Source organism: Streptomyces exfoliatus, from assembly GCF_000725545.1.
GTDB classification, from domain to species: Bacteria; Actinomycetota; Actinomycetes; order Streptomycetales; family Streptomycetaceae; genus Streptomyces; species Streptomyces exfoliatus.
Genome location: NZ_JNZP01000016.1, coordinates 143,936 through 165,801, shown reverse-complemented (window position 1 = coordinate 165,801; position 21,866 = coordinate 143,936). Strand labels below are relative to the sequence as shown.

Below are 21,866 nucleotides of genomic sequence, written 5' to 3'. Positions count from 1 at the left end.
CCGAGGTAGCCGCGGGCCAGCTGGGTGCCGGCGAGGTAGAGCTCGCCGGGGACGCCCGGGGGAACCGGGGCCAGCGCCGCGTCCAGCACGTACGCGGCGACGTTCTCCAGAGGCCGGCCGATCGCCGGGGTCTCGTCCCCGCGCATCCGGCAGAACACCGCGTCGATGGTGGTCTCGGTGGGGCCGTAGAAGTTGTACGCGTGGACGCCCGGTTCGGCGGCGAGCCGCTGCCACAAGGCCTCGCTGACGGCCTCGCCGCCCAGCATGAGCAACCGGGGCCGGTGGCCCTCGGCGGGCAGGAGGTTCTCGGCGAGCAGCTGCGGCAGATAGGACGGAGTGATGTCGAGGAAGTCGATCCGCTCCCGGCCCACGTACCCGACGAGTGCCGCGGGATCACGGCGCACTTCGTCGCTCAGCAGATGCATCTCGTGTCCGGCCACCATCCACAGCAGCGGCTCCAGCGCGGTGTCGAAGGTGAGCGCGGGCACCAGCGCCGCCCGGAAGCGGCGGCCGCCGAGTGCGGCCACCTCGGGCCCGATGAACTGGTGGTGGTGGGCATGGAAGAGGCCGGTGAGATTCCTGTCCTCGATGACGACGGCCTTCGGCAGACCTGTCGACCCCGAGGTGTAGACGAGGTACGCCGGGTGCGCCGGATCTGCGGGGGCGAGCCGCTCACCGTCCCGCACATCGTCCGCCGGGATGGCGCTGTGGGCGTCGCCGTGGCCGTCCAGCAGGGTGCGGACCTCGGGGGTGTCGACCACCAGGGTGGGCACCCCCGCGGGGAGCAGGCCGGCCAGGTCCTCGGTGGTCAGCGTGCAGACCGGGCGGGCGTCGCCGTAGATGTGGGCGAGCCGCTCGGCCGGCTGGTCGGTCAGTACCGGTACGTAGGCGCCACCCGTCTTGAGCACCGCGAGCAGACCGACGATGAGATCGGTCGTCCGCGGCAGGGCCAGTACCACGTACCGCTCCGGGCCCACGCCGCGCTCGATCAGCAGCCTGGCCAGCCGGTTCGCGCGGACGTTGAGCCCCGCGAAGTCCAGCCGCCCGTCCTCGGCGACCAGCGCGGTCTCCCGTGGGACCGCCGCGGCACGCGCCTCGAACAGGTCGGTGAATCGCTGCGACGGCACCGGACGAACGGAGCCGCTCCACTCCTCCACGACCCGGTGACGCTCGCCCTCGACGAACAGGTCGGAGCCGGAGACCGGCCGGTCCGGGTCCTCGAGGACAGCCTCGAAAAGCCGTTCCAAGCGGTCCATCATCGTGGCGACGGTGCTGCGGTCGAACAGGTCGGAGCTGTACTCGACGAAGCACTTCAGCCCGGCGGCGGCGCCCTCGGCGTCCCGCTGCTCGCTGATGCCGAAGGACAGGTCGAACTTGGTCCCGTCGGTGTCCACGTCCTCATCGGTCAGGGTCACACCCGGCAGTTCCAGCTTGACCTCGGGGGTGTTCTGGAACGCCAGCATGACCTGGAACAGCGGGTGCCAGGACAGCGAGCGCCGCGGGTTGAGTTCCTCGATCAGCTGCTCGAACGGCATGTCCTGGTTGGCGAACGCCTTCAGGTCCGTGCGCCGGACCCGGCGCAGCAGCTCACGGAAGCTGGGCTCGCCCGAGGTGTCGACGCGCAGGACCAGTGGGTTGACGAAGTAGCCGACGAGATCGTCGAGCACGGCGTCGGCGCGGCCCGCCACAGGTGTGCCCAGGCTGATGTCCGTGGTACCGGACAGCTGTGTCAGCATCGCGGTGATGCCCGCCTGGAGCACCATGAACAGGCTGACCCGGTTCGCCCGGGCCAGACCCAGCATGGCCTCGTGCAGGTGGGCCGGAATGTCGTGCCGGACGATTCCGCCCTCGTACGACATCACGGCTGGACGCGGCCGGTCGGTGGGCAGCGGCAGATGGTCGGGCAACTCGTGCAGCGCCTCGCGCCAGAAGCGCAACTGCCGGCCCCCGACGCTGTCCGGGTCGGAGAGGTCGCCGAGCCGCTCGTACTGGCCGAGGGCGAACTCGGCGTACTGCAGCGGCAGCGGTTCCCACACGGGTGCCTCGCCGCGGGCGCGCGCCAGGTAGGAGCTGGTCATGTCCCGGGCCAGCGGGGCCATCGAGGAGCCGTCGCCCGCGATGTGGTGGAGCACGAGGATCAGTACGTGCTCCTCGGGTGCCACCTCGAAGAGGTGGGTGATCAGCGGGGGTTCGGCCGACAGGTCGAACGGGTAGCGCGCGACCTCGGCCAGCTCCTGCGGCAGCCGGTCCTCCGTGGTGCGGGAGAACACCAGCCGGGGCGCTGCCTCCTCGGTGCTCAGAATGTGCTGGTAGGGCACTCCCTCCCGGTCGGGGAAGAGCGTCCGAAGGCTCTCGTGGCGCTCCGTCACATCGACGAGGGCCGCCTGCAGCGCCGTGCGGTCGAGCCGGCCGGAGAGCCGGATCGCGGACGGCATGTTGTACGCCGGGGTCGCGCCCTGCAGTTTCCCGTGGAACCAGAGCGCCGCCTGGGCGAAGGAGAGCGGGATCTCCGCAGGGCGGGCGTCACCGGAGACGGCCGCCGAACCTTCGTCAGCGGCCGGGGGGCCCGCGGCTTCGGCCGCCGCCATCGTGAGGCGTATCCGCTCGGCGAGCCGTGCGACCGTGGGCAGTTCGAAGACGTCGCCGGGCGACATGGGCAGCCCCAGGCGCTGGCACTCGGCGGAGATCTGCACGATCAGCAGGGAGTCCCCGCCGAGTTCGAAGAGGTTGTCGTCCAGGCCGATGTCCGGGATGCCGAGCAGCCGGCTCCAGACCTCGGCGATCCGCTGTTCGATCTCGTCACGGGGAGCACCGCCTGCGGCGGCGCGCGGCGAACCGTCCGCCTTCGCCGTCGAGCGGGCGGCCGGACGCGGCCGGTCCCACTGGTCGGCCCGCGGGCTGACCACCAGATGCGGCAAGTGCTGGTTCGCGAGCACCCGCTCGAGGGCGTGCAGCCCCTCCTCGGTCGGGATGCCACCCTCCTCCGGCTCCGCCTGGCGCTGGGCGCCGCTGGGCGCCGGACGCAGTACGAACCCCTCGATGGTGACGGCGGGCGCCCCGTCCGCACCGGCCAGCACCAGGTCGACGACCAGGGTGTCCTGGGGGCCGTCGCCCTCGCGCTGGAAGGTGACGACGCGCAGCTCGGCCGGCAGATCCCGGTGCACCACCAGGCTGCGGTACGCCACCGGCAGGTGGGTGCCGGTCCGCGCGACGACCGCGCCCGTGGCCACGTCCAGCAGCGCCGGGTGCAGCGGATGCACCGCCAGATCGTCGTGGAACTCCTCGGGAAGCGCGAGGGACAGGAAGCCGTTGCGCTCGCTCTGCCGCGCCTCGCGCAGACTCTCCCAGCGGGGACCGGTGCTCAGCCCGACGCCGCCGCGCGCGTCGCCGGCCGCCAGCGGCACGGGGGCGCCGCACGCTTCCTGCGCCTCTGCCAGGGCGACCGGCTGCGGGGCCGGGCCCGCGAACGCCGTCACGAATCCCTGGGCGTGCGGTCGACCCGACGACTGCGAGGAGGTGACCGACCAGTCGTAGCCGGCCTCACGAGGACGCAGCGCGACCGTGATCTCCGGACGCTCGCCGGACGGGACGCGCACGGGCTGCGAGAACACGACGTCGCGCAGCTCGGCCTGCCCGGCACCCGGGGTCAGCCGGAACGCGGCGGTCGCCAGGTCGAGAAGCGCGGTACCGGGAAGGACCGGCTCGCCGCCGAGGCGGTGCTCGTCCGACAGCCACTCGGTGTGTGCGCCGTGCCGGACCCGAAGCTCCAGATACGGCTCCGCGCCGGCGGCGCCGCCGGCGCGTCGCAGATCGAACAGCGGGTGGTCGAGGGGCTCGCCGCCGGTCCAGGCGGAGGCGCTGCTCCGGACCGCCATGCCCACCTCGGACCAGCGGTCCCAGCCGACCGAGACCACGGTGTCCGCGGTGTGGGCGAAGCTGTCGAGGAAGGCGTTGGCGGCCGCGTAGTCGACTTGTCCGGGGGCGCCGACCATGGCCATGGCGGAGGAGAAGAGCACGAAGAAGTCGGGCGCGTCGTCCTCGGTGAGCCGGTGCAGCACGACCGTGCCGCGCACCTTGGGTTCGAGGACCCGGGCGATCTCCTGGGCCGTACGCAGTGAGACGACACCGCCGCCGGGCACACCGGCCGCGTGCACCACGCCGTCGATCCCGCCGTGCGCGGCCCGTACGCGGGCCAGTGCCGCGCCGAGGGCCCCCTCGTCGGCGACATCGGCTTCGACGACGTAGACCGCGGCGCCGCCCGCGGCCAGGGTGGCGAACCAGTCCGACAGTTCCGGCGCGGCGGTGGCGGTCGCGGACTCCGCGGTGCGGATCACGGTCCAGTGGGGCCCGTCGGGGACGGCCCGCCGGGTGACCAGGACGACGGTGCACGCGGTGGTTCCGGCGACGCACCACTCGGCGACCGCGCGGCCGATGCCGCCCAGCCCACCGGTGACGAGATACGTTCCGCCGTCGCGGAGCACCGGGGAGGCCGGGGCCGGAGCCAGTTCCGGCCGGGCCGTCGAGGACGTCCAGCGGCCGCGGCCGCGCAGCGCGACCAACGGCTCGGGAAGCTCCCAGGCGGACTCGGCGTACAGCTCGGCGAGCACCGCGTCGGCGGTCCTCGCCAGCCGGGCCGGGGTACGGGCCGGGCAGTCGACGTCGACGGCGCGGACCGCGAAGAGCGGGGTCTCCAGCGGAATGACCCGCACCGGGCCGAGGACCGCCGCGGAGTGCGGAGTACGCGGCGGCTGCCCGCCGACGGCGTGGGCGGCATCGGTCACGAACAGCATCCGCACCGGCGCGCCGGGGAAGGCCTCGCCGAGGGCGCGGGCCAGGAAGACGGGGACGGTGACGGCCGCGGCGGCGGCGTCGCCGACCGCGTTCGGCGCGGCATCGGCGAGCGCCGGGTCGTCCATCGCCCAGCAGCCGAGCACGACGTCCGGTGCGCTCCCGCGCTCGGCGAGGTCGGTGGCCAGCGCCTCGAACGCCTCCCGGTCGTCAGGGCGCAGCAGGTAGCCCTCGGGGGAGGCGCCGAGCGTGCCCGGCGCGCGCGCGGCGTCCGCGGCACGGGCCACGATCACCCGGGAACCGGCTTCGGCGAGCCGCCCGGCCAGTTCCGTGCCGAGGCCCGAGGCGTCGGCCAGTACCAGGACGGTGCCCAGCGGGCGGGGTGCGGCGGCAGGCGGGGCGGAGCGGTTCCACTGGGTGGCGCGGAACCAGCCGTCCACACCGGCGGGCCGGTCGATGCCCGGGGCCCGGGTGGGCAGGCCGCGGGCCGGTGTGGTGGGCTCGAACCAGTGCCGGTCGGGCTCGAACGGGTAGGTCGGCAGGGGGATCCGGCGCAGCCCGGCGCGGTCGCCGAGCACCGACCAGTCGATCTCGGCCCCCTGCTCCCAGAGGGCGGCGAGGGCGGCCAGCCGCTGCGGCGGGCGGCCCGGCTCCTCGCGGGTGAGGCCTGCCGGCACCTGGCGGCCCGGCCCGAGGGTCCGGCGGGCCGCCGAGGTGAGGGCGGCCCCCGGTCCGACCTCCAGCACGGGTACGGATCCCGGGCACTGGGCCAGCGCGTCGGCGAAGCGCACGGCTTCGCGCATCTGGCGGCTCCAGTACGCGGGGGAGCAGGCCTCCTGTGCCGTCAGCCAGGTGCCCGTGACCGTAGAGACCACGGGCAGCGCGGGTGCGTGCATCGGCACGCCGGCGGCCAGCGCGGTGAACTCGCCGAGGATCGCGTCCACATGGCGGGAGTGGAAGGCGTGCCGGGTGGCGAGCAGGCGGGTCGCCACGCCCGAGGCGGCGAGCCGCTCGCGCAGCTCCGCCACGGCCTCCGGGGTGCCGGCCACGACACAGCGGTCGGGCGCGTTGACGGCGCTCAGGTCCAGGCCGTCCGGGCCGGGACCGTCGCCGATCAGGGCGCGGACCTCGGACTCCGGCAGCGGCACCGCGAGCATCGAGCCCGCGGGCAGCCGGCCCATGAGCCGGCCGCGCGCCGCGACCAGGCGTGCCGCGTCCGCCAGCGAGAAGATCCCGGCCAGGCAGGCCGCGGTGAACTCGCCGACGCTGTGCCCGACCAGGGCCGCCGGGCGTACGCCCACGGCCGCCCACCAGGACGCCAGCGCGTACTCGACGGCGAACAGCGCGGGCTGTGCCACCTCGGTGCGTTCGAACAGGTCCGGGTGCCCGGGGTCGAGCAGCAGCTCGCGCAGCGGTGCGTCGGTCCAGGGGCGCAGCGCCTCCAGGGCGCGGTCGAGCTCGGCGCGGAACACCGGCTCGGCGCGGTACGGCTCCGCGGCCATGCCCGGGAACCCTGCGCCCTGGCCCGGGAAGACGTACACGGCACCGGTTCCGGAGCCGGCGGCCGCCGTGCCCTCGGTGGGCACGGCGAACGCGGCCGCGGCGCCGGCGGTGTCCGTGGCGAGCACAGCCCGCCGCCACTCGAACTCGCGCCGGCCGGTCTGCAGGGAGTGCGCCGCGTCACCGAGACGCACCGGTGTCCCATGGGTCAGTGCGCCGGCCAGGGCGGTGGTGCTTCGCTCCAGCGCGGCCGGGGTACGTGCCGACACGGGGAGCAGCTGCCAGCGAGCCTCGCCCTGCCCGCCGGCGTCCGCGGCGGACGGGGTGGCCGGGCGCGGCGGTTCCTGGAGGACGAGGTGGGCGTTGGTGCCGCCGATGCCGAACGAGCTGACGCCCGCCAGCATCGCCCCCTCGGGGCCGGACCACGGCTCGGCCTCGGTCAGCACCCGGAACCGGGTGCCGTCCAGACCGTGCCCCGGGTGCGGCCGGCTGAAGTGCACGGTGGGCAGCAGGGTGCGGTGCTGAAGGGTCAGCACGGTCTTGATCAGACCGGCCATGCCCGCGGCGGTGTCCAGATGTCCGACGTTCGACTTGACCGCGCCCAGAGCGCAGCGGCTCTCCGGCGCGTCCGCGAAGACCTTGCGCAGCGCTGCCAGTTCGATCTGGTCGCCGAGTGCGGTGCCGGTGCCGTGCGCCTCCAGGTAGGCCAGCTCCTCGGGGCCCACCCCGGCCACGGCCTGGGCCGCGGTGATGACCCGGACCTGACCGCTGGTGCTCGGAGCGGTGAAACCGACCTTGTGGTTGCCGTCGTTGTTGACGGCGGAGCCGCGCAGGACCGCGCGGATGGTGTCGCCGTCCTCGATGGCGTCCGCCAACCGCTTGAGCACGACCGCGCCGACACCGCTGCCGAACACCGTCCCGGTGGCTTCCGCGTCGAAGGGCCGGCAGTGGCCGTCCGCCGAGAGAATGCCGCCCTCGCTGTGTAGATAGCCCAGCCCCTGGGAGACACCCACCGACACGGCACCGGCCAGGGCGACATCGCACTCGCCGCTCAGCAGGGCCTCGGCGGCCAGATGAACCGCGACGAGCGCGGAGGAGCACGCGGTCTGGACGTTGAGGCTGGGGCCGGTCAGCCCCAGCCGGTAGGAGACCTGCGTGGCCAGGTAGTCCTTGTCGCTGCCCGCCAGCCACTGCACGTCGGCGCGGTCGCCGAGTTCGGCCGCGTACGGCAGCAGCTGGTGGGTGAGGTACGAGTTGAAACCGGAGGCGGCATAGACCCCGATGTCGCCCTCGGTCCGGTCGGGGCGCTGACCCGCGTCCTCCAGGGCGGAGACCGCGCACTGCAGGAACAGCCGGTGCTGGGGGTCCATCAGCTCGGCCTCACGCGGCGTGATGCCGAAGAACGCCGCGTCGAATCGGTCGGTGTCCTCCAGCACGCCGCCGGAGGCGACGAAGCGGGGGTCGGCGAGCCGCTCCGGCGGCACTCCGAGGGCGGCCAGCTCCTCAGGGGTCCGGAAGGCCAGGCTCTCCCGCCCGGCCAGCAGGTTCGACCAGAACTCCGCGCTGTCCGCCGCGCCGGGAAAGCGGCAGGCCAGGCCCGTGACGGCCACCGCGTCCGGGATGTCGGCAGGTGCGGGCTCGGTGTCTGTGGTCAGCCGGTCGGTCATCGCCATCTCTACTCTGTCCGTGTTCATGCGGTGGTGCCCCTGCCGGATCCGCCGGCGCGCCGGGCGGATCGCCGTCGTTCGTGGTGCTGCGCCCGGGTAGGCGCTGCCTCGGCCGTGGAAGGCTGGGGCGTGGGTGCCGGTGCGGGGTGCGGCGCGGATGCCGCCGGTACGGACGGGCTCCCGGCGGCAGCCGGGTCCGGCTCGTCGAGCAGCTCGGCCAGCAGCCGGATCGTCGGGCGCTCGAAGAGTTCGAGCACGGGGATCTCCCGGCCGAACAGCTCCCCGATCCGCCGCTGGACCTGCACCATGTGGATGGAGTTGGCACCCAGTTCGAAGAAGTTGACGTCGAGGCCGATGCTCTCGCCGCCCAGCACCTCCTGCCACAACCGGACCAGGTGTCCGGTCGAACCGCTGCCGGCCGCCGCCATGGCGATCGGTGCGGGAGCGGCCGGGGGAGAGGTCACCGGCGTCGCCGGAGCAGTGACCGCGCCGGCGGCGGGTGCGGACGCGGCGGCCCGTCGCGCCAGCGCCTTGCGGTCCACCTTGCCGTTGGAGCTGAGCGGAAGCGCGTCGATGGCGCGGATGTGCCGCGGCACCATGTAGACCGGCAGCCGCTCGGCCAGAGCGGTGCGCAGCTGCTCCTCCCGGCCCGCGCCCGAGGCCGGGGCCCCGGCGACCGGCCCGCCGATCACACTGTGCAGCACCGACTGCCCGTCCTCCAGGTGCAGCGCGGCCCGCAGCGGCTCCGCGTACACGTCGCCGACGGGTCGCAGCGCCAGCCCGCAGTCGGCCGCCCGCTGACGCAGGAGCTGTGCCATCGCGCCCGCCTCCAGCAGCATGAAGCGGTCGGCCAGTTCGCCGTACACGGGTGCGATGGCCGAGCTTCGGGAGACCAGGTAGATCGCGAACGCGGCGTCCTGTGCCAGCTCGTGGTTGGTGGGCCCGAACAGCTCCGGCGCGTACCCCACGTCCTGCCGCAGCGCCACCAGAGCGGGCGCCGCCGGATCGAAGTAGTACGTCCCGGCAGGCATGCCGGCCACGCCGCCGGGGGCGACGTGCACATAGACCTGCACCGGGTAGAGCCCGCCGGCCGAACCGTAGCCGTACTTCGGCACCGCGGCCTCGTCCTGACGCGCCAGGACGGTCAGCAGTGCGTGCAGCGCGTCGGCCGGGGCCGGAAGCCGGCCGAACGCGTCCGCGTTCCCCCGCAGGGCCGCGGCCGCCCGCAGCGCCGCGCTGTCGGCGGGCGCGGTGAACGGCAACACCTCCCGGCCGGCCAGGTCGTCGCGCCGCCCCGGCTGCCGCATCCGCACCTCCAGATGCTTCAGCCGTTCGGCGTCGAAACGGGGCGCGCCCACCGCAGCCGCACCGGACGCGTCTTCCGCGACCACGTACGCCACCAGCTGCGCGGCGGTGCCGGAGCCCTCGACCAGGGCGGCAGCCTCCCGGATCCCGTCGGTGCGCACCAGAGCGGCCTCGATCTCGCCGAGTTCGATGCGCATGCCGCGCACCTTCACCTGAGAGTCCTCACGGCCCAGGAACTCCAGCGTGCCGTCCGGCATCAGCCGGGCCAGATCGCCGGTCCGGTACAGCCGTTCGCCGGTCACCGGGTGGGCGGGGAACGCCCGCTCGGTCAGCTCGGGCGCCTGGTGGTAGCCGAGCGCCAGGCCGATGCCTCCGATGTACAGCTGACCGGGCACTCCGACCGGGCAGGGCAGGAACGCCTGGTCGAACACGTACATCGACTGGTTCCGCATGGGACGGCCGTAGGGAATGCTCGGCCGCTCCGGATCGACGGTCTCCACCGGGTGCAGCACCGACCAGATCGAGGCCTCGGTCGCCCCGCCCAGGCTGATCACCCGGGTCTTGGGGCTGAGCTCGTGGATCTGCCCGGGCATGCCGACCGGGATCCAGTCGCCGCTGAGCATGACCAGCCGCAGGGACTCCAGCCGGACCGCGGCGTTGCCCAGCGCGTGCGCCAGGAGCATCTCCATCAGCGCGGGCACCGAGTTCCAGACGGTCACTCCGTGCTCCGCCACCGTCCGCGACCAGCGGACCGGATCGCGGTCCTCGTCGTCGCCCGGCATCACCAGGGTGGCACCCGCGGCGAAGGTGCCGAACAGGTCGTACACCGAGAGGTCGAAGCCGAGGGCCGAGATGCCGAACACCCGGTCCTCGGAGCCGACGTGAAACCGCTCGTTGATGTCCGTGACCGTGTTGAGCGCACCCCGGTGATCGATGACGACGCCCTTGGGGTCGCCCGTCGAACCGGAGGTGTAGATCACGTACGCCATGTCGGCCGCGGTGGCCGCGGACACCGCCTCGGGTGCCCCGTCGGCGTGGGGCGCAGCCGGGTCGAACACGATCCGCACCACGTCGGAGGGCACCTTCGCGGCGGCGTCACCGTCCGGCAGGACCACCGTCGCGACCGCGCGCGCATGGCGCAGGGTGTGCGCGATCCGGGCCGCCGGCAGCTTGGCGTCCAGCGGCAGGTACGCGGCCCCCGCGCGCAGCACGCCCAACACCGCGGCGGCCTGTTCCCAGCCCCGGCCCATCAGGACGCCGACCAGGTCGTTCGGCCCCGCGCCCGTCGCCCGCACGGCACGCGCGACGGATGCGGAGGCCCGCTCCAGTTCGGCGTACGTGACGGTGCCGGTGGCGGAGACCACGGCAGGCCAGTCGGGCCGGGCGCTCGCCTGGGCGAGGAACGGCTCGTGCAGCAGACCGGCGGGCACCGGGCCCGCGGTGGCGTTCAGTGCCCGGTAGGCCTCCTGCTGCCAGGCCGGGAGCACGCTGCGGCGCTCGTCGGTCCAGCACGCGTCCTCGTCGGCGAGGGCACGCAGCAGCCCGGTGTACGCCGCGAACATGTCGTCCAGCATCCCCGTCGGGAACAGCGCCTCCACGGCGTCCCACGTCAGCCGGAGTCTGCCGGCGTCCTCGGAGATCTGGTGGTCCAGCCACACCTGCGGGGTCTGGGTGATCGTGTGGGCCACTTCGGCGCCCAGCTCACGCAGCGCGGTGCTGCCGCCGTCGTCGCCGGCCCCGAGCTCGCTGGTGAAGACCACCGGCATCGCCGCGTCCGACACCCCGCGCCGCTGCATCAGCTCGCGGGCGACCCGTACACCGCTCACCAGGCGGTGCTCCAGGTCCTCCCACAGCCGTTCCTGCACCCGTCGGGCGCGCTCGGCGAAGGCTCCGTGACAGCCCCCGTCCACCTCGAACAGGCTGAGGTCGGTGAAGTCGCCGACCAGAGCGGACAGATCCGCGTGGTCGCCTATCCGGTTGAACAGCGTGAGGTTGAGGGTGAAGCGGTCGTCGGCCGACCACGTCCCCAGGACCTGGGCGTACGCGGTCAGTGCCACGGCGGACGGGGTGATCCGCTCCTTCGCGGCGCGGACCTTGATCCGGTCCCAGACGTCGGCGGGCAGGTACTCCTCGCGGCGGCCGAACCGGGTCTCGGAGAGCGATTCGGGCTGGGTGCGCAGCGGCAGTCGCGGCGCCGGCGGCAGCGTTTCCAGCCGCTCCTGCCAGTAGGCCAGGTCACGCTGGTACGCGTCGCCCTGTCGCCGCTGCTGGTCGGCCATCACGTAGTCGCGGAAGGTCAGCTCCAGCGGACGCGGCGTCAGCTTCCCCTGGTACACGGCGAGAAGTTCGCCGAGCAGGATCCGCACACTGCCGCCGTCGGCGATCAGGGTGTCGATGCTCAGGTGCAGCCGGTCACGGCCGCCGCCGAGGCGGCTCGCCCGCAGATCGAACAGTGGCCAGACGTCCGAGGGCAACACCTGGTGGGACATGGCGTCCCGGAGCTCCGCCAGCCTGCCGGCCTGCGACGCGGCGTCCAGAGTCCCCAGTTCCACGACGTCGATGCGGTAGTCGGGTACGGACTCCAGGACGCGCTGGGTGCCGTCCGCACCGATCACCAGGCGCAGCGCGTCATGGCGGTGCACCAGCGCGCGCCAGGCGTCCTGGAGCCGGTCGAGGTCCACGTCGGTGACGTCGAGTTCGACGTACAGGTGGCAGGAGACGTCCCCGCCCACCGCCCCACTGCGGCCGATCCAGTAGGCGCGCTGCACGTCGGTGAGCGGGAACGGCTCGTGCCGCGTGGCCGGATCGGGCCGCAGGGCCACGGCTGACGGCTCGTCGCCGGGCGCGGCCGCGGAGCGCAGCTCCTCGACCGTGGTGGCGAGGCTGGCCACCGTGGGCGAAGTGAAGAAGACGCGCAGGGGAAGCCGCACCGCCAGGTCCTGCCGGATCCGCGCGAGCACCTGCGTGGCGAGCAACGAGTGGCCGCCGAGCTCGAAGAAGTCGTCGTGCAGGCCGACCCGGTCGACCTCCAGCGCGACGCGCCAGATCTCGGCGATCGCCCGCTCGACGGCGGTGACCGGTGCTTCGTACGCACGGCCCGTCACGGTGGTGCCCGGCGCGGGCAGCGCGGCGCGGTCCACCTTGCCGTTGCTGGTCAGCGGGAACGCGTCGAGCAGGACGAAGCGGGACGGTACGAGAAACGCGGGCAACCGCTCGGAGAGGGCCGAGCGCAGCGCGCCCGGGTCCACGGCCGGACCGGCCGGGACCACGTAGGCGGTCAGGGCGGCCCGTTCGGTGCCCAGGCCATGGGCCGTCACGACCGCCTGGCGGACCGCCGGCAGGGCCGCGAGCGCGTACTCGACCTCGCCGGTCTCCACCCGGAAGCCGCGGATCTTCACCTGGTGGTCGTTGCGGGACAGATATTCCAGCCGGCCGTCCCGCACGGTGCGCACGATGTCGCCGGTGCGGTAGAGCCGGGCCTCGGGGCCCCCGGCGAACGTGTCCGGGACGAAACGCTCGGCGGTCAGTTCCGGGCGGTCGAGGTAGCCCTCGGCCACGCCCGCTCCGCCGATGTGGAGTTCACCGGGAACCCCGGCCGGAACCCGCCGCCCGTGCCCGTCGAGAACGTACACCGAGGTGTTGGCGAGCGGCTTGCCGATCAGGACCGGAGCGCCGCCGGGAGCGACCGCGCAGCTGGTCGACCACACGGTCGTCTCGGTCGGTCCGTACATGTTGCGGATGTCCGCGCCCAGTCGCTCGTGCAGGCGCCGCGCCAGCAGGCGGTCCAGCGGCTCGCCGCCCAGCAGCAGCATCCGCAGACCCCGCAGGGACTCGGCGTCCGGCTCGTCCAGGAGGGTGCGGGCCAGCGACGGCGTGCACTGCAGATGGGTCACACCGTGGCGGCGGACCAACGCGGTGAGGGAGTCGGCGACCGGGGCAGGGGCGACCGCGGACGTCGTACGGGGGGCCGCAGTGGCCCGGCGGAGCGCGTCCAGCCGGGGCAGCGCAGCGAGCACGGCATCGGTGTCCACACCGAAGTCGACCAGGCAGGCGAGCTCGTCCACGCCGATCGCCGTCAGCCGCTCCACCAGGGGCAGGCAGTCGTCGGCGGTGCCGATGAGCGAGCCGTCCCGCATGTAGCGGGCGCACGCGTGGTCGAGCAGCGCCTCCAGGTCCTCGGGCGTGAAGTCCGCGGAGCGGACGTCCATGCCGAGACCGCGGGCCATGTTCTCGATCAGGCCGAGCGAGGAACGCAGGTACGCGCGGAACGGCTCCCAGGCGCGGGCCCGGACGTCCGCCGCGTCGGCCCCCACGTACGTGTGCAGCATCAGCGTCACATGGGGCTCACCCGCGTGACCCGCCGCGCGCCAGGCGTCCCGGTACGTGGTGATCCGCTCGGCGAGGTCTTCGACGCTCTGTCCGAGCAGGTGGGTGAGCAGTCGTGCACCGATCTCCCCGGCGCGCCGACACGTCTCCGGATTGCCTGAGGAGGTCAGCCAGAAAGGCAGTTCGGGCTGGACCGGACGGGGCAGCACGGCGATCTCCGCCGGCCGGCCGCCGGGCGCCTCGAAGGTGACCCGCTCGCCGCGCCACAGCCGGCGCACCTCGTCGATGCCGCTCAGCAGCAGTTCGTTGCGCCGCTCGTAGGCGTCGTTGGCCAGCACGAAGTCATCGACGTGCCAGCCGGAGGCGAAGGACAGACCGACCCGGCCGCCCGAGAGGTTGTCGACGACGGACCATTCCTCGGCGACCCGGATGGAGTGGTGCAGCGGCATGACGACGCTCCCCGCGCGGATCCCGAGCCGCGAGGTGCTGTTCGCGATGGCGCCGGCGAGTACCGAGGGGGCGGGGAAGGGGCCGCCGAAGGCGTGGAAGTGCCGCTCGGGCATCCAGACCGCGGCGAAGTCATGGGTGTCGGCGAAGGCGGCACCCTCCATCAGCAGCCGGTACTGCTCGGGCCCGGGGCCCGACTCCGGCTGCGCGCTGGAGAAGTAGAACAGGCTGAACTCGGGGGCCGACGCGGCCTCGGCGGCGAACCTCACTGCCGGAGCCGATGCCACCGCGGGCAGGGCTGCCGACTCGGGGTCCTGGCTCAGCACGACCCGGTGGCCGCGGCTGAGCGTCCACAGCAGCTCCACCACGGAGATGTCGAACGAGACGCTGGTGACGGCGAGCCAGCTCACCGGCTCCTCGGCCCCGACGACCGAGTCCATCGCGACCAGGAAGTTGTCCAGGTTCCTCCGCCGCACCACGACACCCTTGGGCGTACCGGTGGATCCGGACGTGTAGATGACGTACGCCGGGGAATCGGGCGAGGCGGCGTCCGCGGTGGCGCGTCCGAGGCCGACCGGCTCGGTCCCTGGGCCGGCATCGAGGTCGAGCAGCGCGGCGTCCGCCGGGGCCGCGGCCCGGGAGGCCTCGTGCACCACGACCAGCACGGGCCGTGCGTCCCGCACCATGTGTGTGAGCCGGGCCGCCGGATAAGAGGGGTCCATCGGTAGATAGGCCGCGCCGCTGCGCAGCACGGCGAGCATGGACACCACCAGGTCGGTGCCGCGCCGCAGGCACAGGCCGACCAGGGTGCCCGGTCCGGCGCCGGCCGCGCGCAGCCGCGCCGCCAGCGCCGAGACCCGGGAGTCCAGCTGCCCGTAGTCGAGCTCCTCCGCCCCGCAGACCAGCGCGGGGGCGTCGGGGCGCCGATGTACCTGACGGTCGAAGCCCGCCAACACTCCGTCCTCGGGCGTGACGGCCGTGGTGGTGTCGTTGGACAGGTCCAGCGCGGCCGTCTCGGCGGGCGAGAGGGCCAGCAGCGCGGACAGCGGGAGGTCCGGCTCCGCGGTGGCCCGCCGGAGTATCCGGGTGAGGGTCGCGCACCATTCCAGCGCGGTCCGCTCGTCGAACAGGTCGCGGCTGAACTCGCAGACGCCCCGCGTGAGCTCGCCGTCCCGGGACAGTTCGACGGCGAGATCCCCGCGGCAGACCCCGTTGTCGAGGTCGACGACCTCCATGGAGACGCCGGGCAGGCCCAGTTCGCGTTCGGGCACGTTCCGGTAGCCGAACTGCACCTGGTAGAGCGGGGCGTAGCTGAGGTCCCGCTCCGGGCGCAGTTCCTGCACCAGGCGCTCGAACGGCACCTGCTGGTGTGCGAGGGCACCGAGCACCGTCTCGCGGACCCGGCCGAGGAGACCGGCGAAGGACGGGTCGCCGGACAGGTCCGAGCGGATCACCAGGCTGTTCACGAACATGCCGACCATGGACTCCGACTCGGCGGGGGTCCTGCCGGCCGTCGGCACGCCGACCACCACGTCCTCCTGGCCCGAGTGGCGCATCAGCAACGCCTGCCAGCCGGCCAGGGTCACCATGAACGGCGTGGCCTGCGCCTCCTTCGCCAGCGCGTCGACCGCGGCGGTCGTCTGCGCATCCAGGGTGAAATGGACGCGGCCGCCCTGGTAGCTGGGCACGGCGGGCCGGGGCCGGTCGGTGGCGAGGGCCAGCAGATGAGGGGCCCCCTCCAGCTGCCCGCGCCAGTACGCCAGGGGCGTGGCCAGGGCCTCGTCGGTCAGCTCCCGGCGCTGCCACGTCGCCCAGTCCGCGTACTGGGCGGCGAGCGGTGCGGGGCGGGCCGCGCCGGACAGCGCGGCCGCGTAGTGTGCCCGCAGGTCGTCGATGAGGACGGACCTCGACCAGGCGTCACCCACCAGGTGATGGTTGGTGATCACGAGCAGGGCCCGGTCGGGGGCCGAGCGCAGGAGCAGAGCACGGAACAGCGGGCCCTCCGCCAGATCGAACGGGCGCGCCGCCTCCGCCTCCGCCGCGGCCTGCTCGGCGGCGGGGTCGGCGGGCAGGTCCAGGACGCGCAGGGCGAAGCCGGCATCGTCCAGGACCCGCTGGACGGGACCGTCCTCGCCCAGGGCGACGACGGTCCGCAGCGCTTCGTGCCGCTCCACCAGGCCGTCCAGCGCCTGCTGGAGCGCGGCGACATCGAGCGTTCCGCTCAGCCGCAGCGCCGCGTACTCGTTGAAGACCGCGAGCCCGGGGTTCAGCTGCTCCAGGAACCAAAGGCGTTCCTGCCCGAAGGAGAGCGGCGCCGGCACGGACCGGTCGCGGCCCGCCAGCGGCGACCGGGCAGCCGCGTGCCGGGCCGGCCCACCGCCACGGATCCGCTGCTCGAAACGGGCGCGCTGCTCGGGTGTCAGCCTGGCGAGCCTGCTGTCCCGTCCTTCGGAAGTCCGGTCGGGGCCCGGAACCGCTGCGTCACTCATGGCTCTCCAGTTCAGCGATGATGCACTCCTCGATCTCCACGGCGAGATCCGCGATCCGGCCGCCCTCGAAGAAGACGCGGGCGGGGATCTGCACGTCGAACTCCGCCCGCAGGCGGGCGACCATCTGTGCGGCGAGCAGCGAGTGGCCGCCCAGTTCGAGGAAGTCGTCGTACACGCCCACCTGCTCCAGGCCGAGCATCTGGCAGTAGATCTCGGCCAGCCGCTCCTCCGTCCCGGTGCGGGGTGCGGTGTACAGGTTGGTCAGGTCGGGGCGGGGCGCCGCCGCGGCGGTGGTGTCGGCGGGGGTCCGCCGGCCGGGGGCCGACAGGGCTCCGGCGGCGGTGAGCCCGGTGCCGGCCCGCGCGATCACGGCTTGCCCGGGGCGGCCGTCGAGCAGCGCGGCGAAGGCTCGGGCACCCTGCTCGGGGGTGAGAGCACCGGCCAGCATGGACTGCTGGAACTCCCGCAGGTCCTCGGGGACCTCGGCGGTACTGGCCATGCCGACCTCGGCCCACATGTCCCAGTTGACCGACAGGGTGAACCGCGTGCCGTCGAGGTGCTCGGCGGCCGCGAAGGCGTCCAGTGCGGCGTTGGCCGCCGTGTAGTCGGCCTGGCCGTACGTCGGGACCAGCGAGGCGAGGGAGGAGCACAGCACCAGGAAGTCGGCCTCGTCGGGGCGCAGTTCGGCGAGCAGGTTGCGCACGCCCGCCGTCTTCGGTGCCAGGACCGCGCGCATCTCGTCGTCCGTACGCCGCTCGACGGAACCGCCGCCGGCGACACCGGCCGCGTGGACCACGCCGTCGATCCGGCCGAACCGCTTCCTGACCCGGTCGAGGGCGGCGGCCAGCGAAGCCCGGTCGACCACGTCGGCCTGTTCGGTGTGCACCTCGGCTCCGGTGCCGCGCAGCCGGGCCAGCGCCTCTGCTTCGCCCGGGGTGAGCGCGTCCTCCGAACGGCGGCCGAGCAGGACGGTCCGCGCCGAGCAGGCACGGGCCAGGTAGCCCGCCAGGGTCACCCCGATACCGCCCAGACCACCGGTGATCACGTACGTGCCATGCTCGCGCAGGAGCGTGGGCCGTCCGGCCGACATCTCCAGCGGAACGTCGCGCAGCACGCGGACCAGTGTCCGGTCGCCGCGCACCGCGGCTGTCCGGCCCTGGGAGCCCAGCAGCGCCCGGATGACGGCCGCCGCGCTCTCCGCGCCGAGCTCCGCCGTCGGGGCCTTGCCCGGCAGATCGACGTGAGTGCAGTGCAGGGCGCGGTACTCCTCGGGCAGCACCATCGCGGCGCCGCCGAGGAGCGCGGCCCGCCAGTCGACGTCCTCGCCCTCCGCCACGGCGAACGCCCCGGCGGTCAGCACACCGAGCCGGACGTCGTTGAGCACGCTCTCGGACATCGCCCGGACGAGTTGGACCAGTCCGAAGTACGCGCCGTCCTCTCCGCCGTCCTCCCCGCCAACGCCCCCGTAACCCCAGCCGTACAGGACGGCCGTAGGGGTGCGGACCAGGCCCCGCAGGTCGGTGAAGAGCCGGCTGTGGTGCTCGGGGTCCGCCGGGTCCATCTCGTAGACCCCGCGGCGCACGCGCCGGTACTCCGTGCCGGGCAGCACGCACGTGACGATCTGGCCGCGCGCCGTCAGCAGATCCACCACGGGCTGGGCGCGCTGCTCGGCGTCGAGCAGCACCAGCCAGGTGTAGCGGCGGCCGCCGAACGGGTCCTCGTCCGCGGGAAGTCCGGCATCCTGCCAGTCGACACGGGCGTGGAAGACGTCCGCCGCGGCGCGTCCGACGTCCCCCACGGGCTTGGCGGGGGCAGGGGCAGGTTCCGGGGCGGTGCTCCCCGCCCACGGGGCCTGGCCGGCCGGCTCGATCCAGTGGCGCGCCCGCTCGAAGGGGTAACCGGGCAGCTCGGCACCGGGCACGCCCTGGCCCGTGTCGCCCCAGGCGACCGGGACGCCCTGCGCCCACAGACTCCCCAGGCACAGCAGGGCGCTCGGCACCTCGCTGGTCTCGGTGCGGCCGCGGCTGGGCATCATCGGCAGGGCGAGCCGGGGACGCGCGTCCTCGCGGCCCGCGGCCACCAGGTCGGTCAGCACGCTGCCGGGGCCGGCCTCCACGAGCACGAGCTGCTCGTCCAGGGCGGACAAGGTGCGCACCCCGTCGTGGAAGCGGACGGGCGAGAGCATCTGGCGGACCCAGTAGGCCGGATCGGTTGCCTGATCGGGGGTGATCCAGTCACCGGTGAGGTTGGACAGGAACGGCAGCCGCGGCGCGTGCAGCCGTACGCCTTCGAGCTCTGCCGCGAACCGCTGCGCGGCCGGCTCGCACAGACGGCTGTGGAAGGCACGCTCCACCGGCAGCGCCAGTGCGCGCACCCCGCGGCCGGCCAGTCCCTCGGCGGCCTTCGCGACGAGCTCGGCCGGGCCGGACAGCACGGCGGCCCGTGGGCCGTTGAGAGCGGCGAGGTCGATGCCGTACTCGGCGGCCGCGGCCAGCGCCTCCGTCTCGTCCAGGGGCACGGCGAGCATCGCGCCCGGCGCCAGTTCCTCCATGAGGAGGCCGCGCGCCGCCACCAGGGCCACGGCGTCCCTGAGTTCGAAGACCCCGGAGAGGCAGGCCGCGGTGAACTCGCCCAGGCTGTGCCCCAGCAGGGCTGCCGGGCGCACCCCGCGGTGCTCCAGCAGCCGGGCCAGCGCGTAGCTGACCGAGAAGACCGTCGGCTGGGTCACCGAGGTACGGCGCAGCTCCTCGGGCGAGCCGTCGCGCAGGAGGCTGAGCAGGCCCTGGCCGAGACGTGGTGCGAGCAGGAGCGCGCATTCGTCCAGAGCGGCGCGGAAGGCGGGTTCGGACTCGTACAGGCCCAGGGCCATGCCCGCGAACTGGGCCCCCTGGCCTGGCAGCAGGAAGGCGACGGGAGCGGGGCCGAGGTCAGCCCTGCCGCGGACCGAGTCCCGGGCGGTGCCGGACCGCAGGGCGCGGCCGGCTGCCGCGGTGCCGTCCGCGACGACGACCCGGCGGTGGCCCAGTTCCCGGCGCCCGGAGCGCAGGGTGCGGGCGACCGCGGCGAGCGGGCGCTCGGGGTGGGCGTCGAGATCGTCGGCCAGCCGTGCGGCGAGCGCGTCGAGCGCCGTCGCCGTACGGGCGGACAGCGGCAGGGCCACCGGCATGCGGTCAACGGTCGCCAGGGCGGGCCGCGGGGCGGCCGGGGCCTGCTCCAGCACCAGGTGGGCATTGGTGCCGCCGATGCCGAAGGCGCTCACGGCGGCCCGTCGCGGGCCCTCCTGCACGGGCCAGACGGAGAGCTCGCCGGGTACGAAGAACGGACCGTCGGCCAGTCCGAGGGCGGAGTTCGTCTCGGTCGCGTGCAGGCTGGCGGGAATCCGCCCGGCCCGCAGCGTCAGGATGGTCTTGATCAGACCCGTGACGCCGGCCGCCACGTCCAGGTGCCCCACATTGGCCTTGACGGAACCCAGCGCACAGCGGGCACGTGCCCCGTCGGTGCCGTACGCGGCGGTCAGCGCGGCCACCTCGATCGGGTCGCCGATCGGGGTGCCCGTGCCGTGCGCCTCCACATAGCCGACCGACTCCGGGGCGACGCCGGACAGCGCCAGCGCCTCGCGGATCACCGCTGTCTGGCCCTCGACACCGGGAGCCGTGTAACCGGCCTTGGCGGCACCGTCGTTGTTGACCGCCGAGCCAAGGATGACCGCATGCACCCGGTCGCCGTCGGCCAGCGCGTCGGCGAGCCGCTTGAGGACGACCACACCGGCGCCGTTGCCGAACACGGTGCCGTTCGCGTCGGCGCCGAAGGGGCGGCAGTGTCCGTCGGCCGACTCGATGCCACCGTCGGCGGGCAGGTATCCGGCCCGGTGCGGCACGGTCACCGTCACACCGCCGGCCAGGGCGAGATCGGACTCCTCGCTCAGCAGGCTCTGCACCGCCATGTGCACCGCGACCAGCGAGGTGGAACAGGCCGTCTGCACCGTCACCGCCGGCCCGCGCAGATTGAGCTTGTACGCGACCCGGGTCGCGAGCTGGTCCACCTGGTTGCCCTGGAAGAGCATCGGCAGGCCGTACGTCGCCTGGAGGTCCGTGCGGGGCAGCAGGTTGTGGATGAGGTAACTGCTCAGCAGCGACCCCGCGAACACCGACACCGGACCCGTGGCCCGGTCGGGGTCGCATCCGGCGTCCTCCAGCGCGGACCAGGCGCACTCCAGGAAGATCCGCTGCTGGGGGTCGATGAGGGCCGCCTCGGCCGGGCTGTAGCCGAACAGCTGGGCGTCGAAGCCTTCGATGTCCTCCAGCACACCCTTGGCGGGCACGTAGCCGGGCGCGGACAGCAGTGCCTCCGGCACCCCGGCCGCCCGCAGCTCGTCCGGGGAGAAGCGACTGATCGCCTCCGTCCCCGAAGCCAGCAGCTCCCACAGGTCCGCCACCGAATCGGCGCCGGGGAACCGCCCGGCCATGCCGACGACAGCGATCCGGCCGGCGGTGTCGTCCGTGTCGTCCCGGTCAGTCGGGATCTGCTCTTGGTGCAAGGTGTACTCCGTCAAGATGTGGTGAGAGTCGGTGCGCCGGGCCTCAGACGGCCATGAGGTACTGCTGGAAGCGCGGCATGAGGATGCTCAGCGCCTTGATCTCCACGTCGGTCAGCTCCGGGTGCCAGACGTCCCACAACAGGACCGCGCGCTGCTCGGTGCCCCGGTTCCACGCCTCGTGGATGAAGCTGTCGTCGAAGAGGATGACCTTGCCCTCCTGCCAGGTGCGCTCGTCCTCGGCGACCTTGATGGAGCACGCCGGCGGCACCACGAGCGGCAGGTGCGTGGTGAGGAGCAGGTTCACCCCGCCCGTGTGCGGGGTGATGTGCACGCCGGGGTTGAGGATCGTGAACATGCCGTCGCGCGGGCCGTGCGGCGTCTTCTCCAGCGCTTCCACCGTCACCGGACAACGGTCACGGGCCTCGGCGCGCCACTCGCCGTTGCGGTAAAGCTGGTAGGTGTCCCAGCCCTGCCAGCCGAGCTCCTTGGTGTACATGTCCTCGTACGGGGCGAACCTCGCCTGCTCCTCGCGCAGCGCCCGGAATTCCGTGCGGATCTGCGGGAACGCCTCCTCCATCGTGGCGACCCAGCTCAGAGTGGCGGTGTCGTGCCAGGGCAGGGCGCTGATCCCGGGGAAGAAGAGCCGGGTCGGCTCCTGCTCGTCGTGCAGGTACTGAGGGGCGCTGCGCCCGGTCAGGATGGCCAGGCACTCCTCGACGCGCTCCAGCCCCGTCGAACCGAGGAGCCCCTCCAGCTCCTGCATCACCAGGTCGGTGTCCATCGCGCTCATGCCGTTTCTCTCCTACG

At 73.7% G+C, this 21,866-nt stretch carries 4 protein-coding genes; all 4 read right to left on the bottom strand.

All coding sequences use genetic code 11. The features are described from left to right. Positions 1 to 7,982, bottom strand: a 7,982-nt coding sequence (locus tag IO20_RS0120615; RefSeq protein WP_157850795.1) for a type I polyketide synthase, incomplete at its 3' end; no start/stop codon positions are given. Next, complete coding sequence (locus IO20_RS37695) at positions 7,979 to 16,522, bottom strand: non-ribosomal peptide synthetase (RefSeq protein WP_051874594.1); 8,544 nt, start codon at positions 16,520 to 16,522, stop codon at positions 7,979 to 7,981. The genes IO20_RS37695 and IO20_RS0120615, both read right to left, overlap by 4 nt. Continuing rightward, complete coding sequence (locus tag IO20_RS0120605) at positions 16,515 to 21,059, bottom strand: type I polyketide synthase (RefSeq protein ID WP_051874593.1); 4,545 nt, start codon at positions 21,057 to 21,059, stop codon at positions 16,515 to 16,517. The genes IO20_RS37695 and IO20_RS0120605 overlap by 8 nt, the downstream gene beginning before the upstream one ends. A gap of 43 nt (positions 21,060 to 21,102) precedes the next feature. Continuing rightward, positions 21,103 to 21,849 (bottom strand): aspartyl/asparaginyl beta-hydroxylase domain-containing protein, encoded by a 747-nt coding sequence (locus IO20_RS0120600; protein WP_051874592.1) that lies wholly within the window; start codon positions 21,847 to 21,849, stop codon positions 21,103 to 21,105. Positions 21,850 to 21,866: the final 17 nt, after the last annotated feature.